The sequence below is a fragment of the Pseudomonas sp. JL3 genome, from assembly GCF_031570575.1.
GTDB classification, from domain to species: Bacteria; Pseudomonadota; Gammaproteobacteria; order Pseudomonadales; family Pseudomonadaceae; genus Aquipseudomonas; species Aquipseudomonas cucumis.
The window spans coordinates 549,986-571,158 of the sequence record NZ_JAKWJK010000003.1; the positions used below are offsets into that span (position 1 = coordinate 549,986).

Here is a 21,173-nt window from a genome sequence, read left to right on the forward strand (position 1 = left end):
CGGCTCAGGCTCTTACGCACTCCGTAGGAGCGAAGCTTGCTCGCGAACACAGGCAACTCGGTTTAATCAGATAGACCGAGGTGACGCATTCGCGAGCAAGCTTCGCTCCAACAGGGGGGCGGGGCCTGAGCCGCCGTTGGCGTTTGTTACGAGGCTGTTTTAATGCCGTTGTCCAACATCCACATCATCCATCAGGACACCGCCGTACTGGTGGTGGACAAACCGACCCTGTTGCTCTCCGTGCCCGGCCGGGCCGATGACAACAAGGACTGCCTGATTACGCGTCTGCAAGAAAACGGCTACCCGGAAGCGCGAATTGTCCATCGGCTGGACTGGGAAACTTCCGGCATCATTCTGTTGGCCCGTGACCCGGACACTCATCGCGAGCTGTCTCGGCAATTTCACGATCGCGAAACCGAAAAGGCCTACACCGCCCTGTGCTGGGGACAACCGGAACTGGACAGCGGCAGCATCGACCTGCCGTTGCGCTACGACCCGCCGACCAAGCCACGCCATGTGGTGGACCACGAATTTGGCAAACACGCCTTGACCTTCTGGCGTGTGCTGGAGCGTTGTGGCGACTGGTGCCGCGTGGAGCTGACGCCGATCACCGGCCGTTCTCACCAGTTGCGCGTGCACATGCTGTCGATAGGTCACCCGCTGTTGGGTGATGGGCTCTACGCCCACCCGCAAGCCTTGGCTGCCTGGCCGCGCTTGTGCCTGCATGCGAGTATGCTGAGTTTTACCCACCCCCAAACGGGCGACCGCTTGCGTTTCGAATGCCCGGCACCGTTCTAAATCGGCCACATGGCGTCACCGCTTCAAAACGAGGATTGAACAGAATGAGTTGTACTGACTCCTTGGCCACGCCCGTCAAGAAAACCAGAAATCAGCTGCTTTATCTGATCTACGGCAATCAGGACGTTTATCGGCGCGAAGCCAAGTTCAGCATTTTAACTGCGCTTTCCCACGTCAAGAAAGGCGAGCCTCCGTGCATCAGAGTCCTGACGGATCGCCCGCAGGACTACGCCGGCTGGCCGGTTGAAACCGTGCTCCTGACCGAGGAAACCCTGACCCTGTGGCAGGGTGGAAACGGCTATCACCATCGCCGCAAGGCCTGCGCCATGGCCGCTGGCCTTGCGCTTGCTGAAAAGACCCTGTTCGTCGATACCGACACCCTGTTCCTCAGCGACCCGAGCCTGATCTTCAATCAGATTGAGCCCGGGCACTATTTGATGGATCGCCTCGAATACAACTGGCGGGATGTCTGTGAGCGCCACGACTACCTGAAACTCGGCGAACAGCTACGCCCTCACGGCATTACGCCAGACAACGGTTTCAAGCTGTACAACAGCGGGCTCTGCGGCGTGACCGAGCGCGATGCACCGCTATTCGAAACGTCGATCCAGTTGATCGACGAATGGACCCTCGGCAGCTTCGACATTCACACCATCGAGCAAATCGCCCTGTCGTTCGCGATGCGCGACAAACCGGTGCGTGAAGCAAAAAAATACGTCTATCACTACTTCGCGGAAAAACGCTTCTTCCATGCGATGCAGGCGTACTTCTTCTCCCAGCATGGCGAGCAGTTCAGCCAGAATCTGGTGGAACTGTGCCGCGATGTGCCGCGAGTCAAACCCGTTCCATCGGCCTGGCAACGGCTGAAAATCAAATGGAAATTGCGTAAACAGAGCGGCGCCATGAGAAAAGTCGGTCGCGATCTGCTGTATGGCAGTGCAGCACCCGATCATCCGTACTACACGGTGTGCCGACACGAGTGGTGGGAATCTGCCTCCCGGGAGATTCTTCGCTGGAACCACACCCGTCAGAAACAGCTTCTGAGCACTCATCAAACTGACTGGCCCCAACAACTGCCCAAGCCAGAAAAGCCTGAAGATGAACAGATCATCATGAAGTACCTGAGAAAACGGATAGCCGCCGCTCGCTGACGTAACCTGCGAACGTCAGGCCCAAAGCCCTCAGCCAATACGTTAAACTCCTGCCCACTGCTGTCTGGAGTTTCTTATGCGCGAAGAGTTGAACCAAGGCCTGATCGACTTCCTCAAGGCCTCCCCTACCCCGTTCCATGCCACCGCCAGTCTTGTTCAGCGTCTGGAAGCGGCCGGTTTCATGCGCCTCGACGAGCGCGAGCCATGGATCACCGAAGCCAACGGTCGTTACTACGTCACCCGTAACGACTCTTCGATCGTTGCGTTCAAAATGGGCCGTCATTCGCCCCTGCACGGCGGCATTCGTCTGGTCGGCGCGCACACCGATAGCCCATGCCTGCGGGTCAAACCCCAACCAGAACTGCAACGCCAGGGCTTCTGGCAATTGGGCGTCGAAGTCTATGGTGGTGCATTGCTGGCACCGTGGTTTGACCGTGATTTGTCCCTGGCCGGCCGCGTAACCTTCCGCCGTGATGGCAAGGTCGAGAGCCAGTTGATCGACTTCAAGTCACCGATCGCGATCATTCCGAACCTGGCCATTCACCTCAACCGCGAAGCCAACATGGGCTGGGCGATCAACGCCCAGACCGAACTGCCGCCGATCCTCGCGCAATTCGCCGGTGACGAGCGCGTGGACTTCCGCGCCGTGCTCACCGATCAACTGGCCCGCGAACATGGCCTGAACGCCGACGTGGTGCTCGATTACGAGCTGAGCTTCTACGACACACAAAGCGCTGCGGTCATTGGCCTGCACGGTGATTTCATTGCGGGTGCGCGCCTGGATAATTTGCTGTCGTGCTACGCCGGTCTGCAAGCATTGCTGACGACCGAAACCGATGAAACCTGCGTGCTGGTCTGCAACGATCACGAAGAAGTCGGTTCCTGCTCGGCCTGTGGTGCCGACGGTCCGATGCTCGAGCAAACCCTGCGTCGTCTGTTGCCCGAAGGCGATGAATTCGTACGGACCATTCAGAAATCCCTGCTGGTCTCGGCCGACAACGCCCACGGCGTGCATCCAAACTATGCGGACAAGCACGATGCCAACCACGGCCCGAAACTCAACGCCGGCCCGGTGATCAAGGTCAACAGCAACCAGCGCTACGCCACCAACAGCGAAACCGCCGGCTTCTTCCGCCATTTGTGCATGGCCGAAGAAGTACCGGTGCAGAGCTTCGTGGTGCGCAGCGACATGGGCTGCGGTTCGACCATCGGCCCGATCACCGCCAGCCACTTGGGCGTGCGCACCGTGGACATCGGTTTGCCGACGTTCGCCATGCACTCGATCCGCGAGCTGTGCGGCAGCCATGACCTGGCGCACCTGGTCAAAGTGCTGAGCGCGTTCTACGCCTGCCGTGAATTGCCGTAGTTCGAGCGAATCGCACCCTGTGGGAGCGGGCTTGCTCGCTCCACACGGATTGCGCTGCCTCTGACTCACTTCTGACCCACATCACCTCCGCTCCTCCTAAAGCCGCCTAAACTTGCAATACCCCTCTACGACAAGGCTGTCGCCATGATCTCGATGTCATCCTTCCACTCCATGCTGATCCCGATTCTTTCCGGGATGATCATGCTGGCCATCGGCTTCAACTTTCGCGACAAGAACGTTGGTGTGTTCGCGATGTGGGTTGGCATGCTGATGATCCTCGCCACCGTGATCTACAAGATCCTCGCCAAACTCAACGAATAAATCCTCGCGCCTGGCTCGCATTGATTTTGACGGGCTCGTACACTCGGCCGATTCGTTCATCCGAGGTTGACCGTGTTCGCTCGTCTTTTTGCCCTGCCGTGTTTGTTCCTTGTCTGCCTGATGACACTGCTGCCTATGGCACCTGCCCACGCGGTCGGTTTGCCGGGGCTACTCGGCTCGGCGAAAACCCAGCCGCAAGCACAAGAGCCGCTGGGGCAGTCGCTGGACGAAGTCATCAAGTCTCTGGAAAACGATCAGCAGCGGACCCAGCTACTGACGGACCTGAAAAAGCTTCGCGACGTCACCCAAAAAGCTCAGCCGGCCACTGAAGAAGGCGTACTCGGGCTGATCGGCGGCACGCTGGCCGGTTTCGAAAAGCAATTTTCCGGTGCCGACAGTCCGCTCAATCGCTGGTCCGAAGAGGTCGATCTGGCCAAGGATGAACTGGTGGCGCTGATGCTGCCGGCCAATGAATGGCTGCCGATCATCTTCGCTTTCGCGGTAATCCTGATGGTCTGGAGCCTGCTGGCCGCCGCTCTGATCTGGCTTGGGCACCGGGTGCGCATGCGCTTCGGCCTGACCGAAGAACTGCCGCAACACCCCAAGGCGCTGGACATGCTGCGCTTCGCCTTGCGCAAACTCGGGCCATGGTTGATTGCCTTGGTCATGACGGTTTACATGACCTACGCTCTGCCTTCGTCATTGGGCAAAAGCCTGGCCATGGTGCTGGCCTATGCGCTGGTCGTCGGCACCTGTTTCTCGGCGATCTGCGTCATCGCGTTTTCCGTGCTGGATGGCCCGCATCGCCATCGCGCCCTGTACATCCTGCGGCATCAGGCCTTCCGCCCGTTGTGGCTGATCGGCAGTTTCGCCGCCTTCGGTGAAACCCTGAACGACCCGCGCCTGATCGCCAGCCTCGGCAGCCACCTGGCCCATACTGCGGCGACATTCGCCAATGTGCTGGCGGCGATCTCCACCGGTTTCTTCGTTCTGCGCTTCCGTCGGCCTATTGCACACTTGATTCGCAACCAACCGTTATCCCGGCGCCTGACTCGCCGGGCCTTGAGTGACACAATCGAAATCCTCGGCACCTTCTGGTATCTGCCAGCGCTGGTGCTGGTGGGCATCTCGCTGTTCGCCACCTTCGTCTCCGCCGGCGACACCAGCACAGCCTTGCGTCAATCGCTGATCTGCACCGTGCTGCTGGTGTTGTGCATGGTCATCAATGGTCTGGTGCGCCGCCATTCACTCAAACCGCAACGCAGCGTGAAGCGCCATGCGCTGTATTCGGATCGCCTGAAAAGCTTCTTCTACACCCTCGCCCATCTGCTGGTGTGGCTGGCATTCATCGAACTCGGCCTGCGCGTCTGGGGCATGTCGCTGATCCGCTTCACCGAAGGCGAAGGCCATGAAGTCAGCGTCAAACTGTTCAGCCTCGGTGGCACGCTGATTTTTGCCTGGCTGATCTGGATCCTCAGCGACACTGCCGTGCACCACGCCCTGACCCGCTCGCGCAAAGGCCTGGCCAATGCCCGTGCGCAGACGATGATGCCGCTGATCCGCAACGTGCTGTTCGTGGCGATTTTCATCATTGCGCTGATCGTCGCCCTGGCGAACATGGGCATGAACGTCACGCCGTTGCTGGCCGGTGCCGGCGTGATCGGTCTGGCCATTGGTTTCGGCGCGCAATCACTGGTGGCCGACCTGATCACCGGGCTGTTCATCATCATCGAAGACTCCCTGGCCATTGACGACTACGTGGACGTCGGCGGCCACTTGGGCACGGTCGAAGGCTTGACCATCCGCACCGTACGCCTGCGGGACATCGACGGCATCGTCCACACCATTCCGTTCAGCGAAATCAAAAGCATCAAGAACTACTCCCGGGAATTCGGCTACGCGATCTTCCGGGTGGCGGTGCCCTCCAACATGGACATCGACGAGGCGATCAAACTGATGCGCGACGTCGGCCAGAAAATGCGCACCGACCCGCTGCAACGGCGCAACATCTGGTCGCCGCTGGAGATTCAAGGGGTCGAAAGTTTCGAATCCGGCAACGCGATTCTTCGCGCACGCTTCAAGACCGCGCCGATCAAACAGTGGGAAGTTTCCCGGGCGTTCAACCTGTCGCTCAAGCGGCATCTGGATGAGGCCGGGCTGGATCTGGCGACACCGCGGATGAGCATTCAGGTGATCACACCCGGTGGCGAACAATCTGCGTAGGTGAGAAATATCGTGTGTGCAGGTTCAGACCACATCCACCCCGACATGAATCGCATCATGGCGCCAAAACTCCAGGTCACAATCGATCAGCCGCTGATGCTGATCGTAGTTGACCCGGGCAATCCGCAACCCCGGGCTGCCCACCGACACCCGTAACGCCGCCGCCGCGTCCACCGACAGCGCCGTCGGCACAATCTCGAAGCGCACCCGCCCGTAATGCAAGTCGTAATGCCGCGCATACAGTTCGGTCATCGACTGATTCAGATCGAAGTCCAGAATCCCCGGGAAAAACTGCGGGTTCAGGTAGTGCTCCACATACAGCACCAATCGCCCGTCAATCCGTCGCGAGCGGCAGATCTGGATCACGCTCGACAGCGCCGGCAACTGCAACCAGGCACACACCGCCGCCGACGCCGGTTGCAACCGTGCCGAAATGACCTCGGTGGACGGCACCCGCCCCTGCGCACTGACCATCGCGTGAAAGTGGCTGCGCTGCATCAGGTTATAAGCCAGTCGTGGTGGTGACACGAACCAGCCGCGCCGCTCCTCGCGATAAATCTGGCCCTGGGCCTCCAGCTGCAATAACGCCTCACGCACGGTGATCCGCGTGGTACCGAACAACTCACTGAGCTTGCGCTCTGCCGGCAACTTGCTCCCGGGCGCCAACAGGCCATGGTCGAGCTGTTCTTGCAGAACCTGCCCGATGGCTGTCACCGCTTTGGTTGTCTCGATGCGCATTAACGTTACCTATCTGGACTAGACCAGCACTGATTCAGGGCAGAACCGTGATTCTCATCGGTTCCTTCAACTGCCTGCAAGCCTAGGCACTGCACATGACTGACAGATGACAAAGCCGCCGAACGGTTGCGCCAGACACCTGCAATTTTATGGCCAAGTCCCTTTCATATCAGCCCTTTAGCCATGGTCTACGCTTATCTCGCACCCCGCGTATCGGAGCGCAGAAAATTCAGGCCTACCGATCGTCGACATCAAAATGTCATCGAGGACGCCTAAATTGGCTCAGGTATTGCTGACCTAGACCAACACAACCGCAATCGCAGCGTTGAAAACGCCCAAAGGAGCTTCGGATGAAACAGTTTTTCCTGGCATCACTGTTAGGCTCGACCATTGCCCTGTGCACCTCCGCCATGGCGGCGGATGATCTGAAAACCCTGGAAGCCGCTGCGAGAGCGGAAGGCGCAGTCAACAGCGTCGGCATGCCCGATGACTGGGCCAACTGGAAAGGCACCTGGGAAGACCTGGCCAAGAAATATGGCCTGAAACACATCGACACCGACATGAGCTCGGCCCAGGAAATCGCCAAGTTTGCCGCCGAAAAAGACAACGCCAGCGCCGACATCGGCGACGTCGGTGCCGCCTTCGGCCCGATCGCGGTCAAGCAGGGCGTGGTGCAACCTTATAAACCAACGACCTGGGAACAGATTCCGGATTGGGCCAAGGACAAGGACGGTAACTGGGCGCTGGCCTACACCGGCACCATCGCGTTTATCGTCAACAAAAAACTGCTGCACGGTTCTGAAGTACCGACCAAATGGGCCGACCTCAAGACTGGCAAGTACAAAGTCTCTATCGGTGACGTCAGCACCGCGGCCCAGGCTGCCAACGGTGTACTGGCCGCCGCCCTCGCCAACGGTGGTGACGAGAAAAACATTCAGCCAGCCCTGTTGCTGTTCGCTGACATCGCCAAGCAAGGCCGCCTGTCCATGGCCAACCCGACGATCGCCACCATGGAAAAGGGTGAAATCGAAGTCGGCGTGGTCTGGGACTTCAACGGCTTGAGCTACAAAGCCAAGATGGCGAATCCGGATGACTACGTCGTGCTGATTCCGTCCGACGGCTCGGTGATTTCCGGTTACACCACCATCATCAACAAATACGCGAAGAACCCGAACGCCGCCAAGCTGACCCGTGAATACATCTTCAGCGATGCCGGCCAAATCAACCTGGCGAAAGGCAACGCCCGTCCAATCCGCGCCGAGCATCTGAAGCTGCCGGAAGAGGTCAAGGCCAAACTGCTGCCTAACGAGCAGTACAAAAAGGTCACGCCGATCAAAGACGCCGATGCATGGGAAAAGACCTCCAAGTCCCTGCCGCAGAAGTGGCAGGAAGAAGTCATTATCAATATGCCGTAAGGCGGTAGATCCCCATTCGGGGATCTGATGGAGATCCATTGTAGGAGCGAGACTTGCCCGCGAATAGGGACTGACATTCAACATTGATGTTGGCTGACAGTCCGCCTTCGCGAGCAAGCTTCGCTCCTACAGGTTTGACGATATTCACTGTTTTGCGGAGTCCCAGCCCTATGAAGCACAACGTTATCCTTGTCGTGCTCGACGGCCTCAATTACGAAGTCGCGCGCCACGCCATGGGGCATCTGCAGGCTTACGTTGGCGCAGGACGCGCGGCACTCTACAAACTGGAGTGCGAACTGCCGGCCCTGTCCCGACCGCTTTATGAATGCATCCTGACCGGCGTTACGCCGATCGACAGCGGCATCGTTCACAACAATGTCTCGCGCCTGTCCAACCAGCGCAGCATCTACCATTACGCCACCGATGCGGGCCTTAAAACCGCCGCCGCGGCCTATCACTGGGTCAGCGAGTTATATAACCGTTCGCCGTTCGTGGCCGCCCGGGATCGTCACACCGACGACCCCAAACTGCCGATCCAGCAGGGTCACTTCTACTGGAACGACCACTACCCCGACTCGCACCTGTTCGCCGACGCGGAAAACCTGCGTCTGCGCCATGCGCCGAATTTTTTATTGGTCCACCCCATGAACATCGACGACGCCGGGCACAAGCACGGCCTCGACACCCCGCAATACCGCAACAGCGCTCGCTCAGCCGACATCATCCTCGCCGATTACCTGCAAGGCTGGCTCGATGCCGGGTATCAGGTGTTGGTGACAGCCGACCACGGCATGAACAACGACCGCTCGCACAACGGCCTGCTGCCCGAAGAACGCGAAGTGCCGCTGTTCGTCCTCGGCGATGCCTTCAGCTTCAACCAGAACGCCGCACCGAAACAGACCGACATCTGCGGCACCGTCTGCGAACTGCTGGGCGTGCCCCACGACAAACCTGTGTGCCGGGAGCTGTTCAAGTGAACGCCATGACCCGCGGTAAATGGCTGGCCGTTCTGTGCCTGGTGCCCTTCGCGATTTTCTTCTTCGTGTTCCAGATCGCCCCGCTGCTTTGGGTGATGATCAACAGCCTGCAATCGGAAGAGTTTGGCTGGGGCCTGGCCAACTTCAGCAAAATCTTCAATTCGAAATTCTATTTGCAGGCGATCCAGCACAGCCTCGAGATCAGTTTCTGGTCCAGCGTGTTCGGCATCATCATCGCCGTACTCGGCGCCTACTCCTTGCGTCGGGTCGATTCGAAACTGCGCAACTTCGTCAACGCCTTCGCCAACATGACCAGCAACTTCGCCGGCGTGCCCCTGGCCTTTGCGTTCATCATTTTGCTGGGGTTCAACGGCACCTTCACCATCATGCTCAAACAGGCCGGGATCATTCAGGACTTCAACCTGTACTCGAAAACCGGGCTGATCATTCTCTACACCTACTTCCAGATTCCCCTGGGCGTGCTGCTGCTCTACCCGGCTTTCGACGCCTTGCGCGAAGACTGGCGTGAGTCCGCCGAATTGCTCGGCGCCAACGGCTGGCAATTTTGGCGGCACATCGGTTTGCCGGTATTGACCCCGGCGCTGCTGGGCACATTCGTCATCCTGTTGGCCAACGCCCTCGGCGCGTATGCCACGGTCTACGCCCTGACCACCGGCAACTTCAACGTGTTGCCGATCCGCATTGCGGCGATGGTCTCCGGCGACATTTCCCTCGACCCGAACCTGGCCAGTGCCCTGGCTGTGGTGCTGGTTGCGTTGATGACCGTTGTGACCATCGTGCATCAGTTGCTGTTGAAGAGGAGCTACCATGTCTCGCGCTGAACTGGGCCCCGTCGGTGTCTATCACCGCGTCGTGGTGTATTTGCTGTTTGCCATTCTGCTGTTGCCGCTGCTCGGAACACTGATTTACTCGATCTCCAGTAGTTGGTCCGCGACGATCATGCCCAGCGGTTTTACCTTCAAGTGGTACATCCAGCTGTGGAGCGATCCGCGCTTTCTCAACGCGTTCGGCCAGTCACTGCTGGTCTGTGTCGGCTCGCTGATTCTGTCGGTGGTGCTGATTCTGCCGCTGTTGTTCGTGGTGCATTACCACTTCCCGAAACTCGACGCGTTGATGAATATCCTGATCCTGCTGCCCTTCGCGGTGCCGCCGGTGGTGTCGTCGGTGGGGCTGTTGCAGCTCTACGGTTCCGGGCCGTTCGCGATGGTCGGGACGCCGTGGATTCTGATCGGTTGCTACTTCACCGTGGCGCTGCCGTTCATGTACCGGGCGATCACCAACAACCTGCAAGCCATCAACCTGCGCGACCTGATGGATGCCGCACAACTGCTCGGTGCCAGCACTTGGCAAGCTGCATTCCTGGTGGTGCTGCCAAACCTGCGCAAGGGTCTGATGGTGGCGTTGCTGCTGTCGTTCTCGTTCCTGTTCGGCGAGTTCGTGTTCGCCAACATCCTCGTCGGCACCCGCTATGAAACCCTGCAGGTCTACCTCAACAACATGCGCAACAGCAGCGGCCACTTCACCAGCGCGGTGGTGATCTCCTACTTCTTCTTTGTGCTGGTTCTGACCTGGGCGGCCAATATCTTGAACAAGGACAAAAGCGAATGAGCTATGTCAGCGTCCAACATCTTCAAAAAAGCTACGCGGGCACACCTGTATTTACCGACATCAACTGCGAAATCAAGAAAGGTGAATTTGTCACCCTTCTCGGCCCATCCGGTTGCGGCAAGTCCACCCTGCTGCGTTGCATCGCCGGCCTGACCTCGGTGGACGGCGGCAAGATTCTGCTGGAGGATCAGGACCTCGTTCCACTGAGCCCGCAAAAACGCGGGATCGGCATGGTGTTCCAGAGTTATGCGCTGTTCCCGAACATGACCGTGGAGCAGAACGTCGCCTTTGGTTTACGCATGCAGAAGGTCAACGCCGACGACAGCCACAAGCGCGTCGCCGAAGTGCTGGCACTGGTAGAGCTCAAAGACTTCGCCGCCCGTTACCCGCATCAACTGTCCGGTGGCCAGTGCCAGCGTGTCGCCCTCGCTCGCTCGCTGGTGACCCGGCCTCGGTTGTTGTTGCTGGATGAGCCGCTGTCGGCATTGGATGCGCGAATTCGCAAGCACCTGCGCGAACAGATCCGACAGATCCAGCGCGAACTGGGCCTGACCACGATCTTCGTCACTCACGATCAGGAAGAAGCCCTGACCATGTCTGACCGAATATTCCTGATGAATGAGGGAAAGATCGTACAGAGCGGCGATGCCGAAACCCTTTACACCGCGCCAGTCGATGTTTTTGCCGCAGGCTTCATTGGCAACTACAACCTGCTGGACGCCGACAGCGCGTCGAAACTATTGCAGCGACCGATCACCCATCGCCTCGCCATTCGCCCGGAAGCCATTGAACTGAGCCTCAACGGCGAACTCGACGCGCAGGTTCGCAGCCACAGCCTGTTGGGCAACGTGATTCGCTACCGGGTCGAGGCCCGGGGCGTGGAATTGGTGGTGGATGTACTGAACCGCTCGGCGGCCGACCTGCATCCCGATGGTCAGCGCCTGGCGCTTTCCATCGATCCGACAGCCCTGTGTGAGGTAGCCTGATGGCCTTGCTGATGTTGAAGAGAGAACTGCACTGATGGCCCTGGCAATTTTTGATCTGGACGAAACCCTGATCCACGGCGACTGCGCCTCGCTGTGGAGCGAGCAGATGGCCCGCCTCGGCTGGGTCGATGGCGAATCCTTCCTGCGTCGCGACAAGGAATTAATGGATGCGTACGGCAGGGGCCACCTGGCCATGGAAGACTACATGGCCTTCAGCCTCGAGCCGATGATCGGTCGTACCCCGGAAGAACTCGAGCATTTGGTGGCGCCCTGGGTGGAAGATTTCATCGAGCCGATCATCTTCAGCGACGCCACCAAAGCCATCGCCGCCCACCGCAAGGCCGGCGACCGGATTCTGGTGATCTCGGCCTCGGGCACGCATTTGGTCAAGCCGATTGCTGACCGTCTGGGCATCGACGAGATTCTCGCCATTGAGCTGGAAGTGGCACACGGGGTCTACAGCGGCAACACGGTTGGCACCCTGACCTACCGCGAAGGCAAGATCACCCGATTGCTGGAATGGCTGGATGCCGAAGAGGAAAATCTTGAAGGCGCGAGTTTCTACTCGGATTCACGCAACGATTTGCCGCTGTTGCTGAAGGTGGATTTCCCCCATGTGGTGAACCCGGATCCGGTGCTGCTCGAACACGCCGAAAAGGCCGGCTGGCCAATTCATATCTGGAAGTAACCCCGCCCCCACTGATCGTTCCCACGCTCCGCGTGGGAATGCAGCCCGGGACGCTCCGCGTCCCAGAAGCGGACGCAGAGCGTCCATTGAGGCATTCCCACGCAGAGCGTGGGAACGATCATCCCTAAACCAGGCTTTCGTCGATCACCAATACCAGTTTGCCGGACACCTTATTGGTTGCCAGTTCCGCAAACGCGGCTTCGGCATCCTTGATCGCAAATGTCCTGGCCAGTTGCGGGCTCAAACGCCCTTCGGCAAACAGCGGCCAGACATGCTGGCCGAGATCACTGAACAAATCGGCCTTGAACTGCTCGTCTCGACTACGCAAGGTTGAACCCAGCAGTTGCACACGCTTGGCCAATACCTGCGCCAGATCCAGCTGCGCCTCACGACCGCCCATCAAGCCGATCAGCACCCACCGCCCATCGCGAGCCAGCAGCTTGAGGTTCAACGCCGCGTAATTGCCACCCACCGGGTCGAGAATCACGTCGAACGGCCCGAGATCGTTCAAGCTTTCCAGATCGTCGTTGCGCACCACTCCACCCTGCGCGCCCAACGCTTCACAGTAGGCCAGACGCTCGGCAGAACCGACGCTGACCCAGCACGGATTACCAAACGCCTTGCATAGCTGAATGGCAGCTGAACCGATTCCACTGGCCCCGGCGTGCAGAAGAACTTTCTCACCCGGTTTGAGCGCAGCCAGCTGAAACAAATTCAGCCAAACGGTCGCATACACTTCCGGCAACCCTGCCGCCTCGGCCAGGGACAAACCTTCGGGAACCGGCAACACATGCCGTCCGTCGACAACTACCTCCTCGGCCATCCCACCCCCGGCCAGCAAGGCGCAAACCCGATCACCGACCTGCCAGGAAGAGCCCGGGCCGACCTCGCTGATCACCCCCGAACACTCAAGACCCAGTACTTGACTGGCTCCCGGCGGTGGCGGGTAAAGTCCTGCTTTCTGTAACAAATCGGCGCGATTGAGTCCTGCTGCCGCCACACGGATGCGAACTTGTCCTACATCGCACGTAGGACTCGGCTCTTCAACCCACTCCACTCGCCCCTCAACGCCTTGCAATGCTTTCACAGTGCCTCCATAGTGAGTCTGGACTGAGCCCGAAGCTGTAGCGCCGGGCTTTTTGCATTATGCGACCGGTCCTTGTGGATCCGGCGACTTCAAAGACGGCCTAATATGCGTTATCAATTGTCCCCGCGTCGAATCAGCATGAAGCATCTGCTCCCCAGCACCGCCCTCGCTCTTGTCCTTGGTCTCGGTCTTTTGCCGATGTCGAGCAATTCGTTCGCAGCCAACAGCTGGGACAAGCTTCAGCCCGATCGTGACGAAGTAATCGCCAGTCTGAACGTCGTCGAATTGCTCAAGCGTCACCATTACAGCAAGCCACCGCTCGACGATGCACGCTCCGTGATCATCTACGACAGCTATATCAAGCTGCTGGATCCATCGCGCAGCTACTTCATGGCCAGCGATATTGCCGAATTCGACAAATGGAAAACCCAGTTTGACGACTTCCTCAAAAGCGGCGACCTGAACGCCGGGTTCACCATCTACAAGCGCTACCTGGACCGCGTCAAGTCGCGTCTGGACTTTGCCCTTGCCGAGCTGAACAAAGGTGTCGACAAGATCGACTTCACCGCCAAGGAAACCTTGCTGGTCGATCGCAAGGATGCCCCTTGGCTCAAGACCAACGCAGAACTGGACGACCTGTGGCGCAAACGCGTCAAGGACGAAGTGCTGCGGATGAAGATCTCCGGCAAAGAGTCCAAGCAGATTCAGGAAACCCTGACCAAGCGTTACAAGAATCAGCTGGCGCGTCTGGACCAGACCCGTGCGGAAGACATCTTCCAGGCGTACATCAACACCTTCGCCATGTCCTACGACCCGCACACCAACTATCTGTCGCCGGATAACGCGGAAAACTTCGACATCAACATGAGCCTGTCCCTGGAGGGCATCGGCGCCGTGTTGCAGAGCGATAACGATCAAGTGAAAGTCGTTCGTCTGGTGCCTGCCGGTCCGGCCGACAAGACCAAGCAGGTTGCACCGGCCGACAAGATCATCGGCGTGGCCCAGGGCAACAAAGAAATGGTCGACGTAGTCGGCTGGCGCCTGGACGAAGTGGTCAAGCTGATTCGTGGTCCGAAAGGCACCGTGGTGCGCCTGGAAGTGATTCCGGCCAGCAATGCACCGAACGACCAGACCACCAAGATCGTGCCGATCACCCGCGAAGCGGTGAAGCTTGAAGACCAGGCGGTGAAGAAGTCGGTCCTCAACCTCAAGCAGGATGGCAAGGACTACAAGCTCGGCATCATCGAGATCCCGGCCTTCTACCTGGACTTCAAAGCTTTCCGTGCCGGCGATCCGGACTACAAGAGCACCACCCGCGACGTCAAGAAGCTGCTGACCGAGCTACAAAAAGACAAGGTCGACGGCGTGGTCATCGACCTGCGCAACAACGGCGGCGGTTCCCTGCAGGAAGCCACCGAGCTGACCAGTCTGTTTATCGACAAAGGTCCGACCGTACTGGTGCGTAACGCCGATGGCCGGGTCGATGTACTGGAAGATGAAAACCCGGGCGCATTCTACAAAGGCCCGTTGGCGTTGCTGGTCAACCGTTTGTCCGCCTCGGCTTCGGAGATTTTCGCCGGCGCCATGCAGGACTACCATCGCGCACTGATCATAGGCGGCCAGACCTTCGGTAAAGGCACCGTGCAGACCATTCAGCCGCTGAACCATGGCGAACTGAAACTGACCCTGGCCAAGTTCTACCGGGTTTCCGGCCAGAGCACCCAGCATCAGGGCGTGCTGCCGGACATCGATTACCCGTCGATCATCGACACTAAGGAAATCGGCGAAAGCGCCCTGCCGGAAGCCATGCCATGGGACACCATTCGTGCGGCCATCAAGCCTGCGCTTGACCCGTTCAAACCGTACATCACGCAGCTCAAGTCCGAGCATGACGTGCGCACGGCCAAAGACGCGGAGTTCGTGTTCATCCGCGACAAACTGGCCCTGGCGCAGAAGTTGATGAGCGAAAAAACCGTCAGCCTCAATGAAGCCGACCGTCGTGCACAACACGCCGATATCGAAGCCAAGCAACTGGCCATGGAAAACATCCGTCGCAAGGCCAAAGGCGAAGAGCCGCTCAAAGAGCTGAAGAAAGAAGACGAAGATGCCATCGCGGCCGAGCAGGACAAGACCAAGCCAGAAGACGATGCTTATCTGAGCGAGACAGGGCGGATTTTGCTGGATTACTTGAAACTCAACACGGCGGTTGCCAAGCACTAAGTTGTTACCATCAAGATGATGGCAATTTAATGCTGACGCTCCCCGGAGCGTCATCAAATAGTCATCATTCTGTCGTGAAATACAGGACTGGGCGTGCTCTTTAACGAGACCACGCCCAGTCCTTTTTTTATCGCCAGAGAACGCCATGACCACGACCGAACAGCTGAGTGCCTTGAGTTCAATACTGACTCAAAGCGGTTTGCACAGCCTGTTCCAGCCGATCATTTCCCTCTCTGAACGAAGCATCATCGGCTACGAAGCCCTCAGCCGTGGCCCCTCCAACAGTCCGCTGCACTCCCCCATCGCCCTGTTCGCGGTCGCTCGCCAGGCCGGTCGCCTCAGCGAACTGGAAATCGCTTGCCGCCAAAGTGCTTGCCGACGTTTCAATGAACAGCAACTGCCCGGCAAACTCTTCCTCAACGTATCCCCGGAATCCCTGCTCGAAGCCGCCCACCAACCCGGACGCACTTTGCAACTGCTGCAGGATTTCGGCATACCACCGAGCCAAGTGGTGATCGAACTCACCGAACAGACCCCGACCGACGATTTCCAGTTGCTGCAAACCGCCCTGCATCACTATCGGGCAATGGGTTTTTCCATTGCACTGGATGATCTGGGTGCGGGTTATTCGAGCTTGCGGCTCTGGTCTGAATTGCGCCCCGATTACGTCAAGATCGATCGGCACTTTATCGACGGCATTCATCAGGACGCGCTCAAGCGTGAATTCGTCGGCTCGATCCTGCAGATCGCCAAGGCTTCACGGGCAAAAGTGATCGCCGAAGGCATCGAATTGCCAGAAGAACTCGCCGTGTTGACCGAAATGGGCGTCGATCTTGTGCAAGGCTATCTGCTCTGTCGGCCCCAGGAGCATCCGCCCCGCGATACCCGAACCTTGATGCCCAAACCCAACACCACCGCAGCGTTGCTGAACGAGGAAGCCAGTGACCTCGGCGCCCTGCTCAACGATCAACCGGCGGTGACCAGCGACACCCCGACCGCCACCGTACTGGAAGCCTTTCGCCGCCAGGCCAACCTGAACTCCCTGGCGGTGCTCGACAAGCAGGGCCAGCCGTGCGGCATCGTCCATCGTCATTCGCTCTCGGACGCACTGCTCAAGCCCTTTGCCACCGACCTGTTCGCCCGCAAACCCATCAGCCGCTTGATGAGCGACGACTTCCTCGCCGTGGAACTGAGCCAATCGCTGCAACAGGTCAGCCGCCTGATCACCAGCCGCGCCCGCCAACGCATCGAAGAAGACTTCATCATCACCCTCAACGGCGGCTATCTGGGCTTGGGCCGAGTGATCGACGTGCTCAAACTGATTACCGAACTGAAAATCCAGCAAGCCCGCTACGCCAACCCGCTGACCCTGCTACCGGGCAACGTGCCGATCCAGCAATGCCTGACACGGCTGCTGCAACAGGAACGGGAATCGGTGATCTGCTACGTGGACATCGACAGCTTCAAACCCTTCAACGACATCTACGGCTACGGTCGCGGGGATGAAGTCCTACTGTGTTTGGCGCAATGCCTGAACGACCGCGTCGACCCATCCCGCGACTTCGTCGGCCATATCGGCGGCGACGACTTCCTGCTGGTGCTCGGCCCGGAAGAGTGGCGCAAACGCCTGAACCAACTGCTGGACGACTTCCACAGCCAATGCCGACGCTTCTACCGCAGCGAACACCTGGAAGCCGGCTGCTTCATCGCCCCCAATCGCCAGGGAGTGAGACAGGAGTTTCCGCTGCTGTCCCTGTCCATCGGCGTGGTGCATTTGCATCCACAGGTTTGTGGACAACTCGATGCGAGCCAGTTGGCGGAAATGGCTTCGCAGGCCAAGCATCACGCGAAGAATGTGCCGGGGTATAGCGTGCATGTGATTGATAGTCTCGCGGTGCCAAGTAGCGAATTGCTCGTAGGACAGCGGTAGTTGATCGGACGCCATCGCGCAGAGGAATGGCACAGAGCAAGGCAAAATCGCTGAGAATTATCGAATCGCACTCGACCGAGCCGCGCATGGACAGGTTCTCAAGCACTTGGGTGACGGCGCGAATTCGATAGCTGGCGGCTTCAGTCAGAATATCCAGCGGCGCTCGACAAACAGGGTGGGCATATCGGTGCAGTTGCTGGTCAACGCCATAAAGCGGTTTTTGGGGTGGGGTATTGGTTTTTCGTAGGGTGGATCAGGATGAAGTGTTGGCATTTGAGACCTTCCGATGAAAATGGGAGCTGCCAAAAGCCTTCCTACAGGCTTGGGTGGCAGCTATACGCGGGGTAGGAATACCGAGCATCGGAAACTCGACCACGCCGAAGCGTGCCCGCGCATAGCCGCCGCGACAAATATTACGGACGCACATAGACGGCCGCAAATCTGACTTCGATTGCTAACGCATACCGATGCTTAAAGGGTTCCTACACCCCCTCACTGATATTCAGTGACCACTAAAGCCTCGATTGAACTCACTGCGCACCAGTTCACGAAAACCGCCACAACTTGAAGGAAACTTCCGAAGACCTTGCCCAGAAATTACGCTCAAAAAATGCAAACGTGGCGGAAGGCTTCGCTGAAGCCTGGCTTGATTTCTCCACCGTGGATTGGCCCGTTTCGACCTATAGCTGCCGGTAGCGACAGGCAGAAATCGGCCAGAAGCAGCCATTCACGTTTCGTCGGAAAAGTGTCTCTGAGCCAAATTCGGGGGAGACAATCGAGAGCGACCTTCATATCTCGATCATTTAAGCCCTTAGGGCGTGGTCAGGAGGAAACCATGAGCAAACACGACAAGCGTGGCAATCCTGTTTCCTATGGCTCGCAGGAGACAATCGATGCTCTGGATAGAGCTTGCGACTTGCTGCATGCCTACCAGGCCGATCCTCTGGCTGCGGCTGACAAAATTATCGCGGAGCACCCGGATTTTGCGCTGGCCTACGCCTTTCGTGCTGGCGCGATTGCGACTGCGACCGACAAAGCATTTGACTCAGAGCTGTTCAAAAGTTTGGACGCGGCAGAGCGGTTGGCACCGAAAGCGAATGATCGCGAGCGGCAGCATATCCATGCCGTACGCGCTTGGTTCGACGGCGACTGGGAGCGGGCAATCGAAACCTGGGGGCGTGTTTCGATGGAGCACCCCCGCGATCTGCTGGCATTGCAATTCGCCCATTTGGGCGACTTCTATCTAGGTTACTCGCACATGCTACGTGATCGCGTGGCTCGTGTGATGCCGCGCTGGGATAACCAGATTCCTGGCTTTGGCTTTGTGAAAGGGATGTATGCCTTTGGCCTGGAAGAGGCAGGGGATTATCGGCAGGCCGAAGAGCAGGGGCGCGAGGCTGTTGCCTTGAACCCGCAGGATGGTTGGGCAGTGCATGCCGTCACCCATGTCATGGAAATGCAGGGCCGTAGCGAAGAGGGGGCCAAGTACCTTTCATCCAGCGCCAATGCCTGGGCTCCCAATAGCATGTTTGCCTTCCATTTGTGGTGGCACCAAGCGCTATTCCTCCTTGAGGCTAATGACGTGGCTGGCGCGCTTCGTCTCTTTGATGAGGACATTTCAGCGGGTGGATTTGGTCAAGCGCTTGAGCTACTTGATGGATCAGCGCTGCTCTGGAGACTCTCTCTGCTCGGTCATGACGTTGGAGATCGGTGGAAAGGACTGGCCGAAAGATGGGAGTCCCGTTGTGAAGACGGCTTCTACGCCTTTAACGACGTGAACGCGATGATGTCATTCGTGGGTTCTGGAAACAGCCGTGCACAAACTCAGCAACTGGATACTCTGAAGCGGGCCGCTGCTGGCACTGGTACCAACGCCATGATGAGTAGAGAGATTGGTGTGCCGGCGTGCGAAGGGTTGGTGGCGTTTGGTCGTGGGGATTATGCCCAGGCTATAGCGTCGTTGATGCCGCTACGAGCCAAAGCCAACCGCTTCGGCGGTAGTCACGCGCAGCGTGATGTCTTCTCATGGACGCTGACCGAAGCCGCTATTCATCTTGGCAACCGCACACTTGCCGAGGCACTGGTTGCCGAGCGCCTTGCATTGAAGCCTGAGAGCCCGATCAACCGCGCCTGGAAAATGCGCGCTGGTCAATTACAGTCGCTGCCTGCGGGATACCGTCTACTACAGGACGACGCTTACTGATGACCGCAATGGGTCGATTTCGGCCCTTTCTGACAGGCAACTATCGGCCAAAAGCGGTCAGTCGGCGGATGAAATTTGGCTTGTACCAACCCACGATGTTGAATCGCCCCGGCTTTCCTGGAGATTTTTCAGCCTAAATACCGTCCTAATACCAACGGCTGCTATTGACCGAAGACAGCTCATCATAGAATTTATAATTGACCATCGGTAGGCCCCCCACACAACGCCTGCTCATCGAAGGACATCGAATCACTACTCAGCATCGCCACTCGCCAACCCTTTCAACTTGATCTCAGCCAACGGATGCCCGGCCTTCAAAGCAATACGCCAAAACCGCGCCGCTTCCACCGGATCCGGCGCCTTGCTCGGCGTCCCCGCCAGGCTGATCACGCCAACCTGATACGCCGCCTTGCCATCCCCCGCCAACGCGGCCAGGCGCAGTAATCGCACGCCTTCCTCGCGTGCCCCAAGACCGACGCCGCGAAAGGTCAGGATGTGGCCGTAGAAACTCTGGGCGCTGACGTCCCCCAGGTTCGCCATGCGCGCGTACTGGCCCTCGAGCCAGCGCCAGCCGCGCGGCTGGCGCACAAACCACGACCAGTGGAACAACCGGCGGGCCAGCCAGTAACCGGCCCGCGCCTTGAGTCGCAGAAACACTCAGGCTTCCGCCGACTCGGGGTACTCGTATTCGAACACCCGCACCACTTCCGAGGCATGCCAGGACGCGGCAGCCACGCCATCGGACGGTCCGGAGAAGCGCCCGAGGCGCTCGACACATTCGAAGAAACCAGTGCGCGGCAAGCGGCTGGCGCCTTGGCTGATCACCAACGAGCTGCGCAACGGCTGCTCGGCTCTGGCATCCAGCGCGGCCAGGTGCTCAAGGGCTGCGGTCAAGGTTTGCATGGCCGGCGTGGGTAGCTGCAAACGCTCCAGCAACGCCCGATAAGTCAAAAGATGGCGCTGACGACGCGCCTGATCCAGCTCCCCCAGCAATCCATCCCAATGTTGACGACTGATGCGTACGCTCACGATTCATCCCTCCATCCTGGCACCGTCAATTCCCAGGCGAGGCTGCGGCGAATAGCAGCGTCGGGTTGACGCTCACCGCTTTCGATCAAGGCGAGATATGACGGGCTGATGCCTACCGTGCGGGCCAGCGCCTCAATGGCGATGCCCTTCCCTTCGCGCAAATTGCGTAGTTGATCCAGACCCGGAAGAATCTGGTCTGGTGCCGCCGCGGGAGGCACTGTGGCGTCACGCGGTGGTTGTTGCTTGATGCCTGCTGCTTTCAGTAGAGCCTGATACTGAGCCCATGGCAGAACCGCATATTCGGGCTCGCCTTCGCGTGTAATTATCTGAATATCCATGACTACCCCGTAGGACAACGACACTTAGCGAGTCGGCGCTTTTCCTTAGAAGTGTAATCCTAACAGCGGCCAAG

General features: G+C 58.7%; 19 protein-coding genes and 1 pseudogene. 14 read left to right on the plus strand and 6 right to left on the minus strand.

What is annotated here, in order from left to right; translation table 11 throughout:
- Positions 1-162 precede the first annotated feature (162 nt).
- The 5 genes from MMG91_RS08905 (at position 163) to MMG91_RS08925 (ending at position 5,859) form a co-directional block, all read left to right on the plus strand.
- The gene (locus tag MMG91_RS08905) at positions 163-798 is read left to right on the plus strand and encodes an RluA family pseudouridine synthase (RefSeq protein WP_310659362.1); all 636 of its coding nucleotides are present in this window, start codon (positions 163-165) and stop codon (positions 796-798) included.
- Between the two features lie 44 nt (positions 799-842).
- Positions 843-1,949 (plus strand): hypothetical protein, encoded by a 1,107-nt coding sequence (locus MMG91_RS08910; RefSeq protein WP_310659363.1) that lies wholly within the window; start codon positions 843-845, stop codon positions 1,947-1,949.
- A 76-nt stretch (positions 1,950-2,025) separates the two neighbouring features.
- Complete coding sequence (locus MMG91_RS08915) at positions 2,026-3,315, plus strand: M18 family aminopeptidase (protein WP_305448867.1); 1,290 nt, start codon at positions 2,026-2,028, stop codon at positions 3,313-3,315.
- A gap of 144 nt (positions 3,316-3,459) precedes the next feature.
- Positions 3,460-3,636: a hypothetical protein gene (locus tag MMG91_RS08920; RefSeq protein ID WP_167344810.1), complete on the plus strand. Its 177-nt coding sequence runs from the start codon at positions 3,460-3,462 to the stop codon at positions 3,634-3,636.
- 72 nt (positions 3,637-3,708) lie between these two features.
- Positions 3,709-5,859: a mechanosensitive ion channel family protein gene (locus MMG91_RS08925; RefSeq protein ID WP_310659364.1), complete on the plus strand. Its 2,151-nt coding sequence runs from the start codon at positions 3,709-3,711 to the stop codon at positions 5,857-5,859.
- A gap of 24 nt (positions 5,860-5,883) precedes the next feature.
- On the opposite strand, the gene MMG91_RS08930 is transcribed toward MMG91_RS08925, so the two are convergent.
- Complete coding sequence (locus MMG91_RS08930) at positions 5,884-6,597, minus strand: UTRA domain-containing protein (protein WP_123360108.1); 714 nt, start codon at positions 6,595-6,597, stop codon at positions 5,884-5,886.
- A 350-nt stretch (positions 6,598-6,947) separates the two neighbouring features.
- Here MMG91_RS08930 and MMG91_RS08935 point away from each other — a divergent pair, with 350 nt between their 5' ends.
- From MMG91_RS08935 to MMG91_RS08960, 6 genes are all read left to right on the plus strand, one after another.
- Positions 6,948-8,012 carry an ABC transporter substrate-binding protein gene (locus MMG91_RS08935; RefSeq protein WP_310659365.1) on the plus strand — a complete coding sequence of 355 codons (1,065 nt, stop codon included), beginning with the start codon at positions 6,948-6,950 and terminating at the stop codon, positions 8,010-8,012.
- Positions 8,013-8,182: 170 nt separating this feature from the next.
- The gene (locus MMG91_RS08940) at positions 8,183-8,989 is read left to right on the plus strand and encodes an alkaline phosphatase family protein (RefSeq protein WP_305448864.1); all 807 of its coding nucleotides are present in this window, start codon (positions 8,183-8,185) and stop codon (positions 8,987-8,989) included.
- A 5-nt stretch (positions 8,990-8,994) separates the two neighbouring features.
- On the plus strand, positions 8,995-9,831 hold the full coding sequence (locus MMG91_RS08945; RefSeq protein ID WP_305449763.1) for an ABC transporter permease subunit: 837 nt from the start codon (positions 8,995-8,997) through the stop codon (positions 9,829-9,831).
- A complete protein-coding gene (locus MMG91_RS08950) occupies positions 9,818-10,618 on the plus strand; it encodes an ABC transporter permease (RefSeq protein ID WP_310659366.1) in 801 nt (266 codons plus the stop codon). The genes MMG91_RS08945 and MMG91_RS08950 overlap by 14 nt, the downstream gene beginning before the upstream one ends.
- Positions 10,615-11,604, plus strand: a complete 990-nt coding sequence (locus MMG91_RS08955; RefSeq protein WP_310659367.1) for an ABC transporter ATP-binding protein — start codon at positions 10,615-10,617, stop codon at positions 11,602-11,604. The genes MMG91_RS08950 and MMG91_RS08955 overlap by 4 nt, the downstream gene beginning before the upstream one ends.
- 34 nt (positions 11,605-11,638) lie before the next feature.
- A complete protein-coding gene (locus MMG91_RS08960) occupies positions 11,639-12,292 on the plus strand; it encodes an HAD family phosphatase (protein ID WP_305425929.1) in 654 nt (217 codons plus the stop codon).
- Between the two features lie 124 nt (positions 12,293-12,416).
- Here MMG91_RS08960 and MMG91_RS08965 read toward each other — a convergent pair whose 3' ends face one another.
- Positions 12,417-13,379: a zinc-binding dehydrogenase gene (locus tag MMG91_RS08965; RefSeq protein ID WP_310659368.1), complete on the minus strand. Its 963-nt coding sequence runs from the start codon at positions 13,377-13,379 to the stop codon at positions 12,417-12,419.
- Between the two features lie 138 nt (positions 13,380-13,517).
- On the opposite strand from MMG91_RS08965, the gene MMG91_RS08970 reads away from it, so the two are divergent.
- Together MMG91_RS08970 and MMG91_RS08975 are read left to right on the plus strand one after the other, a co-directional pair.
- Complete coding sequence (locus tag MMG91_RS08970) at positions 13,518-15,599, plus strand: carboxy terminal-processing peptidase (RefSeq protein WP_310659369.1); 2,082 nt, start codon at positions 13,518-13,520, stop codon at positions 15,597-15,599.
- A 145-nt stretch (positions 15,600-15,744) separates the two neighbouring features.
- On the plus strand, positions 15,745-17,529 hold the full coding sequence (locus tag MMG91_RS08975; protein ID WP_310659370.1) for a bifunctional diguanylate cyclase/phosphodiesterase: 1,785 nt from the start codon (positions 15,745-15,747) through the stop codon (positions 17,527-17,529).
- Here MMG91_RS08975 and MMG91_RS08980 read toward each other — a convergent pair.
- A pseudogene (locus tag MMG91_RS08980) lies at positions 17,504-17,802 on the minus strand (hypothetical protein); the annotation flags it as partial. The gene MMG91_RS08975 and the pseudogene MMG91_RS08980 overlap by 26 nt on opposite strands.
- 562 nt (positions 17,803-18,364) lie before the next feature.
- Between MMG91_RS08980 and MMG91_RS08985 the strand changes: the two are divergent.
- Complete coding sequence (locus MMG91_RS08985) at positions 18,365-19,732, plus strand: tetratricopeptide repeat protein (RefSeq protein WP_310659371.1); 1,368 nt, start codon at positions 18,365-18,367, stop codon at positions 19,730-19,732.
- Positions 19,733-19,984: 252 nt separating this feature from the next.
- On the opposite strand, the gene MMG91_RS08990 is transcribed toward MMG91_RS08985, so the two are convergent.
- From MMG91_RS08990 to MMG91_RS09000, 3 genes are read right to left on the minus strand one after another with little or no spacing between them, the layout of a single operon-like run.
- Positions 19,985-20,389 carry a sel1 repeat family protein gene (locus tag MMG91_RS08990; RefSeq protein ID WP_310659372.1) on the minus strand — a complete coding sequence of 135 codons (405 nt, stop codon included), beginning with the start codon at positions 20,387-20,389 and terminating at the stop codon, positions 19,985-19,987.
- On the minus strand, positions 20,390-20,761 hold the full coding sequence (locus MMG91_RS08995; RefSeq protein ID WP_007898892.1) for a hypothetical protein: 372 nt from the start codon (positions 20,759-20,761) through the stop codon (positions 20,390-20,392).
- A complete protein-coding gene (locus MMG91_RS09000; protein ID WP_030131674.1) occupies positions 20,758-21,099 on the minus strand; it encodes a helix-turn-helix domain-containing protein in 342 nt (113 codons plus the stop codon). The genes MMG91_RS08995 and MMG91_RS09000 overlap by 4 nt, the downstream gene beginning before the upstream one ends.
- Positions 21,100-21,173: the final 74 nt, after the last annotated feature.